Source organism: Proteus vulgaris, from assembly GCF_023100685.1.
GTDB lineage: Bacteria > Pseudomonadota > Gammaproteobacteria > Enterobacterales > Enterobacteriaceae > Proteus.
The window spans coordinates 3,226,450-3,246,534 of sequence record NZ_CP090064.1; the positions used below are offsets into that span (position 1 = coordinate 3,226,450).

General features: G+C 36.2%; 14 protein-coding genes and 1 pseudogene. 12 read left to right on the forward strand and 3 right to left on the reverse strand.

Translation table 11 applies throughout. The features are described from left to right. Window positions 1-3 precede the first annotated feature (3 nt). The 3 genes from LW139_RS15415 to LW139_RS15425 all read left to right on the forward strand — a co-directional run bounded on the left by LW139_RS15415 (window position 4) and on the right by LW139_RS15425 (window position 3,182). Entirely contained in the window at window positions 4-1,380 is a 1,377-nt protein-coding gene (locus LW139_RS15415; RefSeq protein WP_247850176.1) for a VasL domain-containing protein, read from the forward strand. A gap of 70 nt (window positions 1,381-1,450) precedes the next feature. Further along, window positions 1,451-2,032, forward strand: coding sequence for a hypothetical protein (locus LW139_RS15420; protein ID WP_247850177.1), 582 nt, complete (start codon window positions 1,451-1,453; stop codon window positions 2,030-2,032). A gap of 412 nt (window positions 2,033-2,444) precedes the next feature. Then, window positions 2,445-3,182 carry an ankyrin repeat domain-containing protein gene (locus LW139_RS15425; RefSeq protein ID WP_208105153.1) on the forward strand — a complete coding sequence of 246 codons (738 nt, stop codon included), beginning with the start codon at window positions 2,445-2,447 and terminating at the stop codon, window positions 3,180-3,182. Between the two features lie 150 nt (window positions 3,183-3,332). On the opposite strand, the gene LW139_RS15430 is transcribed toward LW139_RS15425, so the two are convergent. From LW139_RS15430 to LW139_RS15440, 3 genes are all read right to left on the reverse strand, one after another. Further along, the gene (locus LW139_RS15430) at window positions 3,333-3,626 is read right to left on the reverse strand and encodes a helix-turn-helix domain-containing protein (protein WP_166540107.1); all 294 of its coding nucleotides are present in this window, start codon (window positions 3,624-3,626) and stop codon (window positions 3,333-3,335) included. An 813-nt stretch (window positions 3,627-4,439) separates the two neighbouring features. Further along, on the reverse strand, window positions 4,440-5,144 hold the full coding sequence (locus LW139_RS15435) for a hypothetical protein (protein ID WP_109410188.1): 705 nt from the start codon (window positions 5,142-5,144) through the stop codon (window positions 4,440-4,442). A 254-nt stretch (window positions 5,145-5,398) separates the two neighbouring features. Beyond that, window positions 5,399-6,814 (reverse strand): NAD(P)/FAD-dependent oxidoreductase, encoded by a 1,416-nt coding sequence (locus tag LW139_RS15440; protein WP_109410189.1) that lies wholly within the window; start codon window positions 6,812-6,814, stop codon window positions 5,399-5,401. Between the two features lie 975 nt (window positions 6,815-7,789). Between LW139_RS15440 and LW139_RS15445 the strand changes: the two genes are divergently transcribed. The 9 genes and pseudogenes from LW139_RS15445 to LW139_RS15490 all read left to right on the forward strand — a co-directional run bounded on the left by LW139_RS15445 (window position 7,790) and on the right by LW139_RS15490 (window position 19,962). After that, window positions 7,790-8,308 (forward strand): Hcp family type VI secretion system effector, encoded by a 519-nt coding sequence (locus tag LW139_RS15445; protein WP_036939804.1) that lies wholly within the window; start codon window positions 7,790-7,792, stop codon window positions 8,306-8,308. Window positions 8,309-8,409: 101 nt separating this feature from the next. Next, window positions 8,410-10,530, forward strand: a complete 2,121-nt coding sequence (locus LW139_RS15450) for a type VI secretion system Vgr family protein (protein ID WP_247850178.1) — start codon at window positions 8,410-8,412, stop codon at window positions 10,528-10,530. A 9-nt stretch (window positions 10,531-10,539) separates the two neighbouring features. After that, window positions 10,540-11,544, forward strand: a complete 1,005-nt coding sequence (locus LW139_RS15455) for a DUF2169 family type VI secretion system accessory protein (protein ID WP_247850179.1) — start codon at window positions 10,540-10,542, stop codon at window positions 11,542-11,544. Between the two features lie 14 nt (window positions 11,545-11,558). Then, window positions 11,559-16,175, forward strand: a complete 4,617-nt coding sequence (locus LW139_RS15460) for a DUF6531 domain-containing protein (protein ID WP_247850180.1) — start codon at window positions 11,559-11,561, stop codon at window positions 16,173-16,175. Window positions 16,176-16,185: 10 nt separating this feature from the next. After that, complete coding sequence (locus LW139_RS15465) at window positions 16,186-16,590, forward strand: hypothetical protein (protein ID WP_210813997.1); 405 nt, start codon at window positions 16,186-16,188, stop codon at window positions 16,588-16,590. 231 nt (window positions 16,591-16,821) lie between these two features. Further along, window positions 16,822-17,787: pseudogene (locus tag LW139_RS15470) on the forward strand (RHS repeat-associated core domain-containing protein); the annotation flags it as partial. Between the two features lie 367 nt (window positions 17,788-18,154). Further along, the gene (locus tag LW139_RS15475; RefSeq protein WP_166539024.1) at window positions 18,155-18,535 is read left to right on the forward strand and encodes a hypothetical protein; all 381 of its coding nucleotides are present in this window, start codon (window positions 18,155-18,157) and stop codon (window positions 18,533-18,535) included. 492 nt (window positions 18,536-19,027) lie between these two features. Next, on the forward strand, window positions 19,028-19,294 hold the full coding sequence (locus LW139_RS15485) for a hypothetical protein (RefSeq protein WP_247850182.1): 267 nt from the start codon (window positions 19,028-19,030) through the stop codon (window positions 19,292-19,294). A gap of 14 nt (window positions 19,295-19,308) precedes the next feature. Beyond that, window positions 19,309-19,962 carry a hypothetical protein gene (locus LW139_RS15490; RefSeq protein ID WP_247850183.1) on the forward strand — a complete coding sequence of 218 codons (654 nt, stop codon included), beginning with the start codon at window positions 19,309-19,311 and terminating at the stop codon, window positions 19,960-19,962. The last annotated feature ends 123 nt before the right edge of the window (window positions 19,963-20,085 follow it).

The window sequence follows — 20,085 nt, forward strand, 5'->3', positions numbered from 1 at the left end:
TCTATGAACTCTTACTTAGACTCACTTCCTGTTGGAGGTGATCCTCGTGTATTTAATCAATTTCTTAATATTAAAGAGGAACTTGATAAACGCTTTCATCCAGCACGCCCTGATATTAATTGGCAATATGTCCATGAATTGTGTATTTCTTTATTTAATCAAAATGGTGTTGATCTTCAAACAGCAGCTTGGTTTGTTTTATCTCGTCAGCAACAGTCTGGATTAGATGGTTTAAATGAAGGCCTTTATCTAACCCATAAAATATTAACTCAGTATTGGCAAACATTATGGCCTGTACAAACACATACTCGTATTAATATTCTTTCTACATTAAGCCAACAATTAATTTCTGGCATTCGAGGAACAACATTTGTTTATACTGACTTACCTATTCTTTATCAAATTGAAGAGTTATTAAAAAATATTAATCATCACCTTCAAACATTAGAAATAAAACATCTTATCCAGTTTGATTATTTACAAAATTTAATTATCACCCAAGCGAGACAACTAGAAAATGCAGATACATTAGATAATAATTTTTATTCACCTGATTTATCACCTATTATTAATAAAGAAGAAAACAATCAACCTCAAATTGCTGAATCAGCATTATCTACATCCCCTCATTTAACTGAAAAGACCATACCACCTAAAACCTATATCTCCCCATCTATTGCATTACAAACACCAGCTAAAAAAAACAACCATCAAGAATTATGGAAAGGTATTTTAATTGGCACATTAACCAGTAGTTTATTTTTTGTTATCCTATTTTATTTTTGGTTATCTGAATTAAAAAATAACAATCTGACAGATGCTTTTCCTTATATTCCAACTATTAATGCACATGCAGGCTCTCTTATTGAACAGCAAACTGCAAATGGTAAAAATATAACAAAAATACTCAATTCTGAGCAGATTGACGTGATACAACAACGTTTAGATGAACTCGCATTACTTTCTCCCACATGGGCACAGAGTTATGGACTTGAAGTAATCAGTTATTTGAATGAGCAGTATGAAGATAATCCAGAGCTTTTATCATTTACGCAGCTTTGGAAAAATAATCTAAAAATAAATGCCACCACGGATGAACAACTCAATCAATGGTCTAAAGGGATGGCTGAACTCGACGGATTAAGCCAAAGGCTAGATAGCTTTGATGGTAATCCCAAAAATTACATAACAGGCTCTGAATTAAAATCGATCATTTTTAAAGTTCGCCAACATTTCAACCAAGCTAAGCCTTTAGAGGAAGAGTTACGCTTACTTGAAAAGCAACCAACACAAAATGCAATTTCAGACTATGAATATCAACAAATAGATAACCATTTTAAACAACTATTAAATCGATATTCGTTATTACGTTCTAAATAAGGAAAAAAATATGTATTTTATAAGGAACTTAATCCTTATTACCATTGTTAGTTTATTAAGTGGTTGTATTATGGGTTCACCTTATGGAGGAGCTATCTTTGTTGGCCCTATAGATTTTATTAAAATAATTTTTGACTCTGAAGATGAAAGAATAAGCCCATCTAACAATACTCGATCAGAACCTGTTATTAATTATTATAATAATCAGCCAAGACCAATAAAAGTTGCAGATATTACACTAAATCAAGAAGATATTTTATCTTCTAAAACTAATATTGGTTCAATAAACTTTACATTTCCTGATGAGAATGAATACAAAATTTTATTAGACCTTGTATATCAAAATGATAAAAATAAGGTAATAGAATCAGAAATATATTTAATCATGAACAATAAAGAAAACAAATTACCATTAGTTGATTATGAGAAAAGAGATATTCGCTATCCTGATTATAAACTATCCTCTGCTAATCTCTATATTTTCAGTAAAAAAAATAATTTCAGTTTAAATATAACTTTTACTGGTTCTCAATCAGAAACAAATTATAGATCAGATGAAGAATTTATAATTAAAAACAATAATTCAACATTAAAATCAAAAATAACAATAGATGAAAAAGACTATAAAATCGACAAAATAACCTATCATTAAATTAAATATTGAAAAGTTAAAAATAATCATAATTGCACTATTTTTAATACTGATAGAAATATTCATTAAAAAGTAACGAGTTATTACAAAATAGCTTTTAAATTAATAACTAAAAAAGAAGATAATAATAAAATTACAGTATTAAACCATCAGTGCATGACACAATTAAATTATCATATAATGACTAAAAATGAATAATTCTCATTATATTCAACAAAATACAAGTAAAAATACGTATTTTAAATCACTAAAGAAACAAATCAATTAATAAGATTTATCTTTATTACAAATACGTATTACTAAAACACACCTTAATTACATTCTGTTTCAATTATCAACACTAATAAATATTAATTTTTAATAAACTAATTGTAGTAGATTTTATTAATTATTTAGATTGTAAGGTGTTTGAATGAATATAAAAATGTTTGTTATTTCATTATTATTGGTTTCTTTTGGCGCACAAGCATTGATTATTAATGAAAATAATCCACCAGAATATCAATCTTTTAAATCAAATTATTCTGATATGATTGAGTTGGCTAATAAATCACGCTTGCCACATCGTGTTTTCTATACTTCACCAAGTACAGGTAGAAATGCGCTATGGTTTGATGCTGTTAAACACGGTGATTTAAATGAAGTTAAAAAGATGCTTGCTAATGGTCAAGATATTGAAGCAAAAGATACAGGTAGCTTAGACCAAACAGCACTAGGTTGGGCCGCATTTATTGGTGATGAGGAAATGGTTGATTATCTTATTTCTCAAGGTGCTAATTTATGGGCTACAGATAAAGGCGATGTTTATAATGTCTTTAAGTCAGCTGTATTAGGAAACAACGTTAATGTAGTCAAAAAAATTCACGCCCTAATGAGAAGTGATATTGAAATTAATAATCAAAGAGTAGAAAGTGATGGTGAAACCTTTATTATGATTGCTGCAAGCAATAATCGCATTGATATTGTAAAATATCTTATTTCTCAAGGTGCAGATGTTAATCTTGTTACCACAACACAAGATACATCACTATTTTCTTATAATCATAGTGCATTAAGCTATGCTTGCCAAAATAATCTTAAAGATATGCAGAGGCTACTGATTAGAAACGGTGCTATAAATCATAGAACCGGTACAACGTCCTGCCATTAAATACATAAATGCCATCTCATAATAAGATGGCATTTATGCTATTATTTATTAAGTTTTAATGAAGTATAACTTTAATTAAAACAATTAAAAATACAGTTTAATATATTTATCTGAACTCAATGTTAATAAAGATATTATAATACTATTTCTTCAAACTACCTTTTTCTTTCTAAATATTACAATCTCACTAGGTTGTGTTATTGATTCTCTATCTTCAAAAATCATAAAATCTGTTTTTTTAGCCTCTAAAATTAAGCTTTGAGGTGTAACACCCAGTATAAAAGAAATAGTAATCAATTGATCTACCGTTATTTTTAAATGCCCATCTTCTAATTGAGAATAATGTAATATGCTTATTCCCAACCTTTCAGACATTTCATTCTCTGTTATTTTCAATTGTCTTCTTATCATTTTTATTCTATTTCCAACTTTGGTGTTAATCATCCCATTGTTCTCCTTCTTTTATTAGATGATCATATCGATAAAACACCGAATTACAGTTTAAAAACGATCAAATCATAAACTGAAAATACTTAACCATTTGTTATTGAACACTCGTAACAGTACTTACTTTCACGAACTCTGTTAATAAGGTTATTCCGATATTTTAAATTTAAAGTAATTTACATTTCTATATGTTATTTTAATCTACATCATATTTAGAGTAACGCAATAGTATTAAATATCGAATTCGTAATCGACATGTAACTCAATATGTTAGATAGTTTTTATCTATTTTTTTCTTAGAAAAAAGGGCTTTATTCTAAAATAAAAACATATGGATATAATCAATAATTTATAGATGGATGTTTATCATTAATATAGAAGCTATAATACATCATAAAGATATCTCTATGTTATTATTTTTGTAACAATTTCATACTATATTAAAAAATTATAACTCAACAAATAAATAATAATTTTTTCAAATAACAACAATTAAAAACTGAATTAAAAATATTATAAATTAGTACAAACCTATCTAATATTTTTATTTTCATTTTTTATATCTTTACATTTTATTATATTCTTTATTTAACAGCATGATAATATTAACTATTATTAGTTTTATATCACTATTAATAATATTAATTGCTTTTATTTTAAAATAAAGAAAAACAAAATATGCAATAGCAAAAATATCTTTTATAAAAATAGAAAAATAGAAAATACACTATTATAAATAGTTTTTATTTAAATTAATATTAATTAATACCCCCCCCCAACAATCTACTTTTAGATTATTGGGAGTGCTTATTATTTATTTTCTTCGAATTCTTTTTTATTAAGCAGATAATAATATAATTCATTACTCCAATAAGACAACCCTAGAGGCTCACCGCAACGAATATGATCGTAAGTTTCATCTAATCGAATATCAGAGAAAACATAAAGCTCATTCGCTTTAGGTTTTATTATGGCTGATTTTATTATCTTCGCTGCTTCTTCAATATTATCAGGTAACTCATCAATAACTTTCCCTATAGATAAACAGCGTTCAACCTCTTCATCGACAGCATCTCGTAAATTATCAGCACCTGAAATTAACATCATATCAATTTCAACAGTATCTAATATTAAATAAGGCAATTTATTTTTTTCTAAGAAACAAATTGTTTCCTGAATATCTTCGACAATATGACTTTTTACATCAGAAAAGAGAACTTCAAGAATGGATAAAAATTTCTTTAATCGTTTATATCCGGGTTCAAAATGACTGGTTACTGCATATAAAGGAAGATCTTGCTCTTCATCAATTTCGCATTCATCTTCATCAAAATCATCACTTTCTAATCCAGAGAAGATCAAAGACTCACATCGTTTAGGATCACCAGACATCAGAATTCGATGTATTAGAGGAACAGAGTAAGCCCATTCAGATAATCCATAAACAATATCAGGTCGATCATTATGATTACTAGGTTGATTAGAAATACTATATAAGTAAGAACGGTTAGCCATATAAATATCCTTATTCTATTATTAATTAATAATCCTTTATATTGAAGCAACAATAGCAGTTGCTCTTATTTTTATCAACTTACATTTTATTTAGAATAAATAGATAGTTATTTATTTAAATATCTAACTTATAAAAAAACAATATTATTTCATAACCCAAATAATATTTTCAATTAATTAAAACAATAAGTTTAGTTATGATTAAGTATATACAAAAAAAGCCCTCTACTAGAGGGCTTTTTAAACTATATGGATTAGAATCTGTAAAGACTAAATGGTTTTGGATCTAAAACAGGTTTTTTACCAAGTAACAAATCAGCTGTTAATTCTGCTGATACTGGGCTTTCTGTCATACCCCAACCTGTCGCTGTATTAATCACTAAGCCTGGATATTCTTTAACTTCTGAGATAATTGGATTTTCATCTGGTGCGATAGCCATTGCACCACTCCATTGATCAATTAATTTCGATTCTTTAAAGGCTGGGAATTCTGCTTTTAATTTTTCTAATGAAGCATTTAGCTCAGGTAAATCTGGCAGTGCTGTCATATTTCTAAATTGCTCAAACGGAGAAACTTCATCTAAATTCCAATGTGTTGATTGCATAAATGAATTGATTAATTGTTCATTTAAAGAAATATGCACAGGGAAATCAGGTAGAGCTAATAATGGCAGATATTTATAACCATAAGTGAAAGATTCTTTCACTACTGGAGCCACAATAACACGAGGAGAAGTTGCGTAAGTACCATCAGCTTGTTCACGGAAGAAAATACCGCCCGGTAAAGCAACGTTGCCACCCGGTGCTGTTGGTGAACCACTGATTAACTGTTGAGACTGATAGGCAGGCAGTGTTGGTACATCAACATTGAGATTTTGCATAAATAGGCGTGACCAAACACCACCAGCAACAACAACTTGAGAAGTTTTAATTGCACCTTTCTCTGTTACAACATCAGAAATCACACCCGCTTGTGTTTCTAAGCCACGAGCCGCACATTGAGTGTAAATTCGAACGCCCATTTTTTTAGCGTATTCAGCCATAACGAAGGTTGCAACTTCTGGATCGAAGCTACCTGAATCTTCTTCAAAGCCAGCAATTTTCCAATCTGTTGTTGCACCGCGAAGACGTTGATTTAATTCAGCCCCTTCAATAATTCTGGTTTTAAATGGAATATCTGAGCCAACATTCTTACTTCTTTCGTCAATCCATTTTCTTACGTTTACTAAATCTTCTTCATCAAGAGGAACTTCTACACGGCCTTGTGTACGATAAGTGGTATCAACACCTACTTTTGCATTCATTTCACGCCAGCGATATTTACCTAAATGGTGTAATAAGAATGTTTCGTCAGGCATTTTATAGCTAATTGCTTGACCGTAGAATCTAGAAGATTGCTCACCCGCGATATTACCTTTTTCTACAATCACAACAGATAAACCACGTTCCACAAGATTAATGGCCGTCATAATACCGAGAATACCCGCACCAATAACAACAACATCCGCTTGTTTTGGTAAAGCCCCTTCCGTACCTTCAACAAAACCATGTCTTGGTGTACCCGGAACAAAGCGCCCTTCGCGAGTTAACATTGGTGTTAAAATTCCCGCACCAGCCGCTACAGCCACGACTGTTCCACCAATGATAAATTTTCTTCTAGATATCGCCATTTTACTCGTTCCTTTTACTCAATGAATTATTAGCATTAAAACAATAACGATATCTTATTTCATTTGTAAACTATTAGTAAAGTATTTGTAAACTTTTTCATCTGTTTTTTTCTTAAAAATCCGTACTATTTAATTTACTTATACAAAGAAGGGGATTAATTATCATTTTGTTTTTTATCGATTATTTAAGTCAATTAAGTAAGATTAGAGCATATCAAACTAGTTGTTTTCTTGGTTTTTTCATCAATATATAAAATTTTCCACTATTAAAGTGCTACAACCCACTTGTTAAACATCACGTTATTACACATTCAAATTACAAATAAATAAGTTGAATTAAATAAATTGATTAACAAATAATCCACAAAATTACTAATGTTACTAAGATAATAAGTTGGGTATATAAAAAGGAGATAATGATAAGAAATATAACAATGGGCTGGTTATTTGATAGTGATTCAGAAGAAAATAAGGAGGTAGTTGAAATGACCATACTTAAGATTATATTTATCTCTTTGTATAACCAAATTTTAAGTGTTCATTTTTAAACCAATAACAAGATAAGTCTTTTTTTGATTATTTTTGTAAAATAGACCTTAATTTTTCCTTATAAATCAACATTGTTACAATTTGAAACAAAATACACATTTTGTTACATATTAAAAATCCATGTACATTAGAACGGACTGGCTTTAGCGAGATTTCGGACATTTACGAAAGTAAATCATATAAGCAAATACACTTATAATAAGAAACGAAAGCATTAAATATCGCGTGAACAATTATTTTACGCTAAGTCACTTATCCTACGAGGATACAACGCCCTTTCTTTCTGCCGCTTTCTTTACTTCCTTCCAAAATTACTTAAGCTACTCTTATCAAATCGCTGTGCGCACTGGCTGATTTTTATCGAAAGGACTTCAACAAAATGATTTTGTTGAGAAACGATTATTCACTATAAATTAAGGACTTGCCATGCCAACTCCATGCTATATCTCTATCGAAGGGAAAACTCAAGGTAACATCACTGCGGGCGCATTTACCGCGGAATCCGTCGGTAATATTTATGTTCAAGGTCACGAAGATGAAATGCTGGTGCAAGCATTTTCTCACGTAGTCACCGTACCGACTGATCCACAATCGGGTCAGCCTTCCGGTCAACGCGCCCATAAACCTTTCCGTTTTACGGTGGCGCTAAACAAAGCCGTTCCTTTGCTGTATAACGCATTAGCCTCAGGCGAAATGCTGCCGAAAACCACCTTAAAATGGTATCGCACTTCAGTTGAAGGGAAACAAGAGCATTTCTTCACCACCACATTAACCGATGCGACTATCGTCAACATCGATTGCCAAATGCCACACTGCCAAGATCCGGCAAAATCAGACTTCACACAACTGATCGAAGTCTCCCTGTCTTATCGCAAAATTGATTGGGAACACACCGTTGCAGGCACGTCTGGCTCTGACGACTGGCGCGCCCCTCTCGAAGGTTAATCCTTCTTTTCACCTGCACACCAAGGTGTGTGGGTGTTTCTTTGCATTTTCTTAATGGATAAAACAAGCGGTAGCTTGCTCAGTGGATATTGGAGCGAATGATGTTTGCGAAAGATAAAAAAAATAATCTCACCTCTCAGCTTGGTGGATTAAAAAAGAAGGCGCTCAATAAAGCGCAGGATTTAGCGATTGCTAAAGCAACATCGACACTTTCAGCCTCTACTCAGCAAGCGCTAGCCACAGCAAAAACGGCACAACAAGGGCTTTCGCAAGCCTCGTCAATGGCCTCTCAAGCCTCATCACTTATTCCTGGTGGCGGTTTTACCGGTGGAATAAATAACGATGATGTACCGGGACTTACCTTCTCTGAAGGATTGGCTAAAAATAAAGCCTATGCACAACTGTTAGATTCGCTATTAGGTGCGGTATCACCTTCTGGTTTAGTCTTCACTTGCCAAATTGCTGGCTTGCCTGAAAGCACCTTTCAAGTCACGGAATTTAATCTAAATGAAGGGTTATCACGTTTATTTTCACTGTCAATTAGCGCCGTCACCACCTTACCTTTTATCGATTTTCAATCGCTATTGGGTGTGGCGTCCTCGTTAACCGTTAAGCGTAATGGCAAAGAAATCCGTACTGTACGTGGGATCTTAGCCGGTGCCGTGCAAGGCAATACCGACGGTGTAAAAACGTGGTATCACTTCGATATTCGCCCTGAAATGTGGGTGATGACGCTTAATCAAGACAGTCGTATTTTCCAGCATAAAAAAGTGCCTGAGATTTTAAAAACGCTGTTAGAAGAGGCCCATATCAAAGCAGACAGCAAATTCTATCGCGATGATTTACACCAAAAACGCCCCTATACCACGCAAAAACGGGAATCTGCCTATGCGTTTTGGTGTCGTTTAGCCTTTGAAGAAGGGATTAACTTTTGGTTTGAAGAGAACCAACTGTTTTATAGCGATGAACATATGGGCATGACGGCGGGCATTCACCTTACCTATAACCCGCAAGCTGAAAGCGATATTACGGATAGCACAGCGACCACATGGCAATACGGTGAATATCTCTGTGTGGATGAAACCATTCAAAAAGACAATAACTTTATCCGCCCTTCTTACCCATTAGCGCACCAAGCCAAATTAGAAAAGGGCGGTCAACATAGTGTGTTCGAAAGCTATGGACGCTTTCAAGAAGATGCGCAAGGTGCCCCTTTAACGGCCATTCGTTTTGAACAACTGCGCAACGGCAGTCGTGTTGGACGCGCCAGCACCAACTGTTTTGCCTTAATGCCAGGCAAGATTTTCTCGCTGAGCAATCACCCTAGTTTAATGATGAATGATAACTGGCAAGTTATTCAAGTTTCACATCATGGCGTGCAACCCTTGGCAGATAACAGCGGAGGCGAAGGTACACAGCTTTCTAATAGCGTCGAATTTATTCCCGGCACGCAAGAATGGCGACCGCCGCATTATTACAAACCGACGGCGGATGGTGATGAAGTTGCCACAGTGGTAGGCCCTCCCGGTGAAGAGATTTACGTCAACGAAGTGGGTGCCGTGAAAGTTTATTTTCATTGGGATCGCTATGGCAAGCCCGATCACAGTGCCTCGTGCTGGGTGCGTGTAGCAATGGGTTGGAATGGCAATGGCTATGGTTTTTCTGCTGTACCGCGTATCGGGCAAGAGGTGATTGTCTCTTATCTTAATGGCGATATTGATAGACCGATTATTACAGGGTGCACCTATAACGGTCGCAACGCCCCCCCGCTGAAATTCCCTGAAAATATGACCCGCACGACAATCAAAACCAAAACCCATAAAGGCGATGGTTTTAACGAACTGCGCTTTGAAGATGCGGGTGGTAAGCAGGAGATTTTTATTCATGCGCAGAAGGATATGAATACGGTGGTGCTCAACAATCGCACCACGCATGTACTCAATAGCCACGCTGAGATCATCGATAAAAATCAAGAGATGCAGGTAAAAGGTAATCGCACTGAAACCATCAATGAAAATAACACCGAAACCGTCGGTCAGCATAAAAAAATCAGTGTGGGTAATACGTTAGCGATTGATGCAGGTGATGCCCTTGAGCTGCGTTGCGGTGCCAGCGTGTTAAGAATGGATAGTGCAGGCCATATCACTATTAATGGTACGGAATTTAGTTTTGAAGCCTCAGGCCCGGTGCAGATCACGGGCAAAGATGTCGATATCAACTAGGGGTTTGGGATGTTAGCACACGTTATTAACCAGACTCCTTTTCCTCATTTTTCCTTTGAAAAACTGGGGTATAAAGATGAGCATTGGCAAACTATTGCGATAAAAGTCACTTGTGATTTTGATCCTCTCACGGGTATGTGTGACATTGCTGATGAGCAAAAACCGCTCATTATGGCGGATGTTTACCGCACAACGCCTGAAAATAGCAGTTTATTGCACGAAACAGATCTTGTGTCTTATAAACCCAATTCTGAAATTTATCTTGTGGGTACCGCCCGAACATTAGATGAAACACCTTTGGCTCAGTGGGAGACCGAGCTCTCAATAGGTCAAATACACAAGAAGTTGACTATCAGTGGCCCTCGTTATTGGGAACATCACCATGATTGGCAATTAAGCTCTCCACAGCCCATTTCTGCCTTACCGCTTATTTATGAAAATACTTATGGTGGCAAGAATAGCCATCAAAAAGCTTATGAGAAAAACCCTGTTGGTTTAGGTTGGTATGAAAGTCGCTATCTTGATAAAGCGCTTCAATACCCAGCGCCTCAAATTCACTATCCCTTTTCAGAGCAAGTCTTTCACCTGAATAAACCGTGGGAGGTTGCAGGCTATGGGCAATATAGTCGTTGGTGGCAACAACGATCACAATTTGCGGGTACCTATAAAGACAAATGGCTCAATCACATAAAACCTTATTATCCTGATGATTTTAAGTCTGATTTCTTTATGAGTACGCCCGTTGACCAACATCAACAAGGCTTTTTTGTGGGCAATGAACTCCTCTCACTGAGTGGTTTCTTTGCACAAACGCCTCGTGTAGATCTTGCATTGCCTAATATTGGTTTTGTCGCCATTCCTCATTTGTCTCATTCAAAAACGCCCTATGAATTATTAGAGCTAGACACAATATGTGTGTCGCTTGATGAACAAAAGCTATACCTCACATGGCGTTATCGCCAATTGATCTCGACGATGGAAAGCACTCTGCAACTTCAAGCTTATAAGTTGTAATAAGGATATTACTCATGACAAAAAAAATCGTCGGGAATAAAAATGCCGATTACTGCGTTATCGCCACAGGTCCTGATGTTTGCCAAGTCGGCAATATTGTTGTTCCTTTTGACAGTTTTCAGCAACTCAGTGCAGAAGAAACCTATGTTTCCACGGTACGCGTGAATGGTGTACCGACATTAACAGTGGGAAGTGTGATTAAAGGAACACAAGGAAATACGGGGTCTGGCATTATTTCGGGCACCAGTTTAGGACGTGGAAACTGCGTTATTACTAGTGGCTCGCCAACCGTGCGTTTTTGTGGACAATCGGCGGCTTTTCATGGCTCTGACGTCATGATGAACAACAATAATGTACCAGGTCGCCTCTATTCTGAAGAAAAAGCGCTACAAAAAGCCAATGAAGCCACCGAGATCTCTACTGAAGTACCACCTGAAAAAAAACGTCCAGAACAGATGACCTATCGAGAACTGAAACACTTGATAGATGATTCAGACCGTGAGGCAGAATTAATTGGTGGAGAAAATTTACCTGATACCACCATAGGTGCAGGAAAAGGCTTTTTAAATGGTTTAATTAGTTTGGCTGAAACCGTTGCCAAAGCCAATGCCGTCAGTGCCTCTTATCAAATGGAATCGCAAGCCTATGGCCCTGCAACATGGTTTATGTCAGAAGAAGGAAAACAACAATACGCAGAGACAATGACGTCACTTGCTCATGAAATGCGCAAAGAGGAAAACTTACCCCAATTTGAACGGCTAAAATACGACAACCAAGCACAAGAATCAGGTGCCTTAATAGAAGAAGTGGGTGAATACGTTTTTCTCACCAAAGCGGCAGCTGGCTTACTACAAAATGGCATTAAAGCATTACCTCGACTCATTAGAAAAGATCCACCTCCGCCGAAAGAAGTCACGGTAATAACAAAACCGCAAGGCGAAAACAGTGCCAATATAAAACCCAATAAATCCTGCAACAATAAAGCGGTCTGTGAATCCGATCCTGTGAACGTTGCCACAGGTGATTTTATTCAAGTTTGGGATGTGCTCTCCCTTTCAGGGCTTTTACCCATTTCATTACAACGAACCTATCGTTCCACAGGCTCCGCCTCTGGATTATTTGGTCCCAAATGGACAGATAACTGGTCGATATTCTTAGAAATTCAATCAGAGAATATTATTTATCACAATGAGGAAGGGACACAAATCACCTATCCTTATACGGATAATCACCTCAATATCCGTAATACTTATTATCCCCATGTTCTGCTCTCTGGTGATACACAAGCTAATATAGGTTTATTCGACAATCGCACCCAGTTGACGCATCATTTCAACCATATCGATGGATCTTATCGACGTCTCTCTGCCATTACAGATAATAATCATCAACGCATTGATTTTATTTACAACGAACAACACCAATTAATCTCTGTATCGCGTAATGGTATTACTGCGCTTTATTTGGACTACCATTCTCATCAATTAAGCCATATCACCTTAGCGAATAAGGTTATCTCTCAGCCTTTGGTGACTTGTCAGTATGATAAACAAGGTTATTTAAGTGAATGTAATGCCTACCAGCAAAATCACTTATGGCATGAATACACGGCTGAAGGTTTTATGTCTCGTTGGCATGATACAGACCAAACGGATTATTACCTTGAATATGACAAATACGGCAGAGCGATAAAAAACAGCTCACCCTCCGGTTATTGGTGTGGTGGTTTTATTTATGATGATGTTCATAAGATGACCACCTATTTCAACAATGAAGGAGAGCAAGCTTACTATTATTATAATGATGCCGGTCTCGTTACACATGCGATTGATGCATTAGGGCGTGAAACCAAAACACAGTGGCATAATAATCAAAAAATAAGTGAAACCAATGCATTAGGGCAAACAACGTCTTATCTCTATCATTATGATGGCAATATTGCACAAATTACCTTTCCTGATGAGCGATCCATTGAGTATCAATATAATACTCAAGGTCAGTTGATAGAATATGTCTCCCCCTTTGGCGACAAATGGCAACTCACCTACGATAACAAAGGTAACTTAACCACAGTTACCGATCCACAAGGTCGCCAACAAGCCTATGAATACAGCCAACATGGCGAGTTACTCAAAGCTATTCAGCCGAATGGTGCACAGTGGCACTATGAATATAACCAAGCTAATCAATTAATAAAAAGCACCAACCCTTATCAACATAGCTCGGAATACCAAAGTGATGAGCTAGGTCGCTTACTGCAAGTCACCAATGCACTAAACCACACCACTCGCTATCAATACAGTAAAGAGCATGATGGTGTTAACGGCAGTCTCAGTGATATTTTATTACCTGATGATATCCATCAACATATTGAATATGACAGCGAACGCCGTGTTGTTGCTGTCACCGATGGCGAAGGTAAAACTACGCGCTATCGCTATGGTCCCTTTGATTTATTACTCGCCACCATACGCCCTGATGGGACAGAAATTCGCTTTGAATATGACTCACTCACTCGACTCAAAAACGTCATCAACGCTACCGGTGATGTCTATTCTTATGAGCGTGATAAAGCGGGTCAAATTATTCGTGAAGTGGATTTTGCAGGACGTGAAATTCAATATCGCTATGACCGCTTAGGGCGACGTATTGCGACTCGTTACCCTGATAATCATGAGCTCCGTTATCATTATGATGAGACAGGGTTAGTCACCGAACAAAGCATTTGGCTTGCCAATGATATTGAGCATAAATGCCTTTCTACAACCATTTATCAATACAATGAACGTTTGCAACTTATTCGTGCTACCAATCCTGATTCGGTGGTGGAATTTGAGTATAACGACCAAGGGCATTTGTGTTGTGAGCGCATTAATGGACAAGAAATTAAGCACCAATGGGATGAGGAGCACGATATGCTCACCCAAACCCGCTTTGGTGAGCGTGAACTCCATTATGCTTTCGGTCAACTTCATGAACTGACCTCACTGCAAGTCAATCAACATGCGCCCTTGCAGTTTAGCTACAACGCACTGGGGCAAGAATTTTTACGCCAAAGCCAAGCGGGTTTTGCTAACTCGAGCCATTACACCGCCACTGGGTTATTGGCGCACCAACGTGCAGGACGAGGAACGGAGTCCTTTTTACAGTCATTACACGATAATCCGCTTCAACCACCGATGTCGACCGATGTTCATCGAGGTTATCAATACGATAAAGCCTTTAATCTGGTCAACATTGATGATGCCCGCTGGAACCGCACACAATATCGCTATAACGCCAACGACCAAATTGTTGAAACGCAATATAGCAACCAGTTTGAATGCCAAAGTGAGAAGTTTCAGTACGATAACAACCTGAATATCACCGAGCATCAGTTTATTCCTCCTGATGCACAAGGTGCCTTTTTACAACTGGCACAACAGCAACAAAAAGGCCGTGTCACTCGCCGTATCACCGCGAAAGGCTACCAAGATTATCACTATGATATTAATGGTCGATTAACGCAAAAAGTGGTTCATCAACACGGTTTTCGGGCGAAAACCTGGTATTACCAATGGAATACCCTTAACCAACTTATCGCCTGTTTTAATCCTGAGGGGGAATGTTGGCGTTATACTTACGATGCTTTTGGCAGAAGGCTTAGTAAAAGTAAAGTGGTCGATAATCGCCCTACGCCACCTTTAAGCTCTCCCTTTAAAGATAAACGCGTTCAGCGTGTGGATTACCTGTGGTCGGGCAACCAGATGGTGCAAGAAACCCCGCTTTATGCCGATGGCACCCCTGCTTATGATGCTCAAATTCAGTGGCTCTATCAACCCGGCGAAATTACTCCAACAGCTCGTTATCAACGTGGAAAACTGCATTATGTCGTCACTGACCATCAAGGTACACCACGCGAAATCTTTAGCGAAAAAGGCATTGTCAGCTGGGCAGGACGTTTAAATACCTGGGGACAAATGGCCTTTTGGCAATCGAATGATGATTATGTCGATAATGACCCTGAATATACCGACTGTCATTTTCGGTTTGCCGGACAATATGAAGATAAAGAAAGTGGCTTGTATTATAATCGCTTTCGCTACTATGATAAGGACACCGGGCAATATATTTCACCAGACCCCATAGGATTATTAGGTGGCTTTAATCCGTATGGGTATGTGCATTGTCCAACGGGGTGGGTAGATCCGTTTGGGTTGGAAGGGTGTCCTAAATGGGATTCAAACGCAAAACGATGGCGTGATAGCTCAACAGGTAAATTCATAAAAGGAAGTGATGCTCTAGAAAATGCCTCACCTCAAGAAATCTTCAATTACGCTATGAGCCGACAAGGAATACCTTCAGGACAATACCCTACTCAATTTAAAGAGGTCTTTACCGGTGGTAATTATAAATATGAAGTGAGAGCCCACGGGATAAACTTAAATGCACCGCCAGGAAGTAATTCTGCAGTAGGCCCTATATATCGAATAGCCCGTAGTAAACAAGGCATTAACCCTACTACAAAACAAGGTTATGGATGGGAACAAATTGATCATAATGGAAATTGGCATCATACATCAATATTGAAACCAAATAGTCCCAATTACAACCCAATTGCAGCTAATAATACACATATACCTATACCATAGGAGAAGATATATGACTAAAGACTACGATTTGATTAACTCGATCAAAAATCATACATGGAATGCTCCTTGGTTAGATTTTTCTATATTTTCTTATGAAAAAGAAAAATTGATAATAGTAGCAAGTGATGATTTTTCTTATTATCACAATATGGAAATAAGGATAGACTTTCCAATATACATGCAAGGATATATGGAATGGAGCAGTGATATATCAGATGACTTTATTAAAGCAAATATTGAGTCAAATAAAGAAGATATAGAAAATAACACCATTAATAGCTTAACTTTCTTTTCAGAAAATAAGCAAATGTTTACTATTATTGCAAAATCATTTTCAGTCAATTTTGATACCGTTTTTTATTATAAAAGAGAAAATCTATTACCGCAGCAAAGGCTAGCCTACTGGATTAAATAATTTTAAATTTGATGAACCAAGAAGGATTGCTTTCAACCTACTACTTTATATTTATCTAAAGCATTCTTAGCTTAGTGCACTACGCTAAGAATGCCGACTGTTGTTTAATCGCTCGAATAGATTCACCATCAGATATCAATATAAAACAACCATCTAAAATCTTCATTGTAACAATATGGCTCATATCTAAATTTGCTTATTTTAGCCGTGGCTCTTTTCTCTTCATAAAATATCGATGATGCGCGTTGGAACCGCACACAATACCGCTATAACGCCAACGACCAAATTGTTGAAACGCAATACAGCAATCAGTTTGAACGCCAAAGCGAGAAGTTTCAGTACGATAGCAATCTCAATATCACAGAGCATCAGTTTATTCCATCTGATGCACAAGGTGCCTTTTTACAACTGGCACAACAGCAACAAAAAGGCCGTGTCACTCGCCGTATCACCGCCAAAGGTTATCAAGATTATCACTACGATATTAATGGTCGATTAACCCAAAAAGTGGTTCATCAACACGGTTTTCGAGCAAAAACGTGGTATTACCAATGGAATACGCTTAACCAACTTACCGCCTGTTTTAATCCTGATGGGGAATGTTGGCGTTACACTTACGATGCCTTTGGGCGACGACTCAGTAAAAGCAAGGTAGTCGATAATCGCCCTACGCCACCTTTAAGCTCTCCCTTTAAAAATAAACGCATTCAGCGTGTTGATTACCTGTGGTCGGGCAACCAGATGGTGCAAGAAACTCCGATTTATGCCGATGGTACGCCCGCTTATGATCCGCAAATTCAGTGGCTCTATCAACCCAATGAAATCACTCCCACAGCCCGTTATCAAAGCGGAAAATTGCATTATGTCGTCACTGACCATCAAGGCACCCCACGAGAAATCTTTAGCGAAAAAGGGATTGTAAGCTGGGCGGGACGGTTAAATACCTGGGGGCAAATGGCGTTTTGGCAATCTCATGATAATTATGCCGATAACGACCCAGAATACACCGAATGTCATTTTCGGTTTGCCGGACAATATGAAGATAAAGAAAGTGGCTTGTATTACAATCGCTTTCGCTACTATGATAAGGACACCGGGCAATATATTTCACCAGACCCCATAGGATTATTAGGTGGCTTTAATCCGTATGGGTATGTGCATTGTCCAACTGGGTGGGTTGATCCGTTTGGGTTGGCGGGTGAGAATTGTGATAAGTTGAAGTGGGGAAACCCTAAAAGCAAACCAACTTATGGACATACATTTATTGATCATGGCCAAAAATTAAAACCTCTTCAACTTATGGATAGAGCCAGAGCTAAAAATCATCAGATAGGACAATATTTAGATGATAACGCGGCTGCTAATTTTATTTCTGATGTTGCTAAAAAAGGACCTGGTGTTCATGATGTTCCTTTGCCCAATAATATAAATGGTCGCGGTTATTTACCTAATGGAGTGGAAATAAAACCAGATATGGCCAGAGTGGTCGTAAAGCCTGATGGCTCGATTAGAACATCATTTCCATATAACTCATCTCATCCCAATTAAATAGAGACCCTTATTTATGCATATAAATCAATTGGCTATAGACTTAGAATTACCAGTAGGGGATGAATATACTCAAGATTGGAGCTATGAATTATCAGAACCATATCGTACAAAAGAATGGTTAAAAAAATATATTCAAGCATACACGAATGATAAATATAATACATTTGAAAAGAATGAATTAATGGAATTGATGCTTGACATTGTAAATGATTTATTGGTTCAAAATAATAAGAATGATGATTTGATAATAAAAGTTTTAACTTTATTATCTGATAATAATCAGATTCATTTACAATTAATAGAACACTGGTCTTTAGATAATGAGCCATTAGAAGACTGTTTTGAATTAACTCCAGAAATTAGAAAAATTAGAGATAGTGTATTCATTAAGTAATTAAGAATAGTCAGAAGATCTTAAAATCTTCTGACTGAATTGTCTTTAAAAATTGATCAACATCCCTTTTAACTACTGGCATATTCTGCCATCAGTTCTTGTATCTTGCCATTGTTAGTGATGTTGCTTCATAGCTCTGATTCTTCGCTGTAAAAAAGTGGTATTACCAATGGAATACGCTGAACCAACTTATCGCCTGTTTTAATCCTGAGGGGGAATGCTGGCGTTATACTTACGATGCTTTTGGCAGAAGGCTTAGTAAAAGTAAAGTGGTCGATAATCGCCCTACGCCACCTTTAAGCTCTCCCTTTAAAGATACTCCTTTTACTAGCGCTAAAGATGTAGGTGCAAATGGACAAGGATCCTATATAGAATATGAAGTTCACAAAGATACCTTAGTTCAAACATATCTTGGTAGTAATAGGGCCACAGCAATAATACCAAGTGAACCCCCTTATCTTTAAAAGATAAAAACAATCATGGTGGGATCGTATGATGAGAGGAAGAAGAGTTAAAGGAAATCCATCAATAGCATTAACACCTGAACACCATGATTGGGTTCATGCGGCTGAAAATACATTACGTAAAGCTATGAAATTAGGTGTAAATGATATGCTTAGTTCAGCTAGATTAGAAATAAAACTAATGTCTAAAGCTATACAACTATCACTTGTTGATACCAATATAATTTCACAACAACAATTGAGAACAGCAAGAAGATATGCAAAATCCTTTGCAAAATCTAAAGGTTGTTATTAAATAAGGTATATCTAATGGGATTTAATAAAATTACTATAGACAGTGTAGATCATAAAATAGGCTATATTGGTGGTGGAGCATACCTAGAAAATATAGCAGATTGGCCTATGGATAATAATAAACGACCAATGTTTCCTTTTATTAGCTTGGAAAAAAATTTTTTTCCAACAAATGCTTTTCCAGATCATATGATGATAACTGTATTTTTACCTTTACCTAAAAAAAATATATTTTCCATAAATTACTTTAGAGATATTTCTTTAAATCTAAATATTGATAATATTGATATAAAAAAATTAAGTGCTAAAGTATTAATTCATCGGAAGGGAACTAATGAATTGATTATCCCTAATGAATTTGCTTTACCTAAAGGATTTATTAATTTGAAAAGCTTATCAAGCGATGAACTCAAAGAAGAAATAGAAGATGAAATAAATGGTATTGAAATTTCCAAACAATTTGGAAGACCAGCTTGGTTACAAGATCAAATAAATATAAATTCCAGATATCACTTTATAACACAAATAAATGAAACGGATCTAAAAAATTTCAATAAAGCATATGAAAATATATTTAACGATGGTATGGGATATATTTTCTTAGATTATAAAATAAAGAACACAAATAAGACATCTAATGCTGGTTTTTTCTTCATACAATATTTATAAGCTTTAATAATCAGCTGGTTATTTTTATAACTAGCTGATTTAAATCGGGAACATGATATTTATTTATAAAAAATAAAATAGATGATATCTCTTATCTAAACAGCTTAAATATATCTATATTTC

Excerpts from the sequence above, each read along its gene's own strand:
- LW139_RS15415 (WP_247850176.1), top strand. The coding sequence starts at position 4 with ATGAACTCTTACTTAGACTCACTTCCTGTTGGAGGTGATCCTCGTGTA.
- LW139_RS15420 (WP_247850177.1), top strand. The coding sequence starts at position 1,451 with ATGGGTTCACCTTATGGAGGAGCTATCTTTGTTGGCCCTATAGATTTT.
- LW139_RS15425 (WP_208105153.1), top strand. The coding sequence starts at position 2,445 with ATGAATATAAAAATGTTTGTTATTTCATTATTATTGGTTTCTTTTGGC.
- LW139_RS15430 (WP_166540107.1), bottom strand. The coding sequence starts at position 3,626 with ATGATTAACACCAAAGTTGGAAATAGAATAAAAATGATAAGAAGACAA.
- LW139_RS15435 (WP_109410188.1), bottom strand. The coding sequence starts at position 5,144 with ATGGCTAACCGTTCTTACTTATATAGTATTTCTAATCAACCTAGTAAT.
- LW139_RS15440 (WP_109410189.1), bottom strand. The coding sequence starts at position 6,814 with ATGGCGATATCTAGAAGAAAATTTATCATTGGTGGAACAGTCGTGGCT.
- LW139_RS15445 (WP_036939804.1), top strand. The coding sequence starts at position 7,790 with ATGCCAACTCCATGCTATATCTCTATCGAAGGGAAAACTCAAGGTAAC.
- LW139_RS15450 (WP_247850178.1), top strand. The coding sequence starts at position 8,410 with ATGTTTGCGAAAGATAAAAAAAATAATCTCACCTCTCAGCTTGGTGGA.
- LW139_RS15455 (WP_247850179.1), top strand. The coding sequence starts at position 10,540 with ATGTTAGCACACGTTATTAACCAGACTCCTTTTCCTCATTTTTCCTTT.
- LW139_RS15460 (WP_247850180.1), top strand. The coding sequence starts at position 11,559 with ATGACAAAAAAAATCGTCGGGAATAAAAATGCCGATTACTGCGTTATC.
- LW139_RS15465 (WP_210813997.1), top strand. The coding sequence starts at position 16,186 with ATGACTAAAGACTACGATTTGATTAACTCGATCAAAAATCATACATGG.
- LW139_RS15475 (WP_166539024.1), top strand. The coding sequence starts at position 18,155 with ATGCATATAAATCAATTGGCTATAGACTTAGAATTACCAGTAGGGGAT.
- LW139_RS15485 (WP_247850182.1), top strand. The coding sequence starts at position 19,028 with ATGATGAGAGGAAGAAGAGTTAAAGGAAATCCATCAATAGCATTAACA.
- LW139_RS15490 (WP_247850183.1), top strand. The coding sequence starts at position 19,309 with ATGGGATTTAATAAAATTACTATAGACAGTGTAGATCATAAAATAGGC.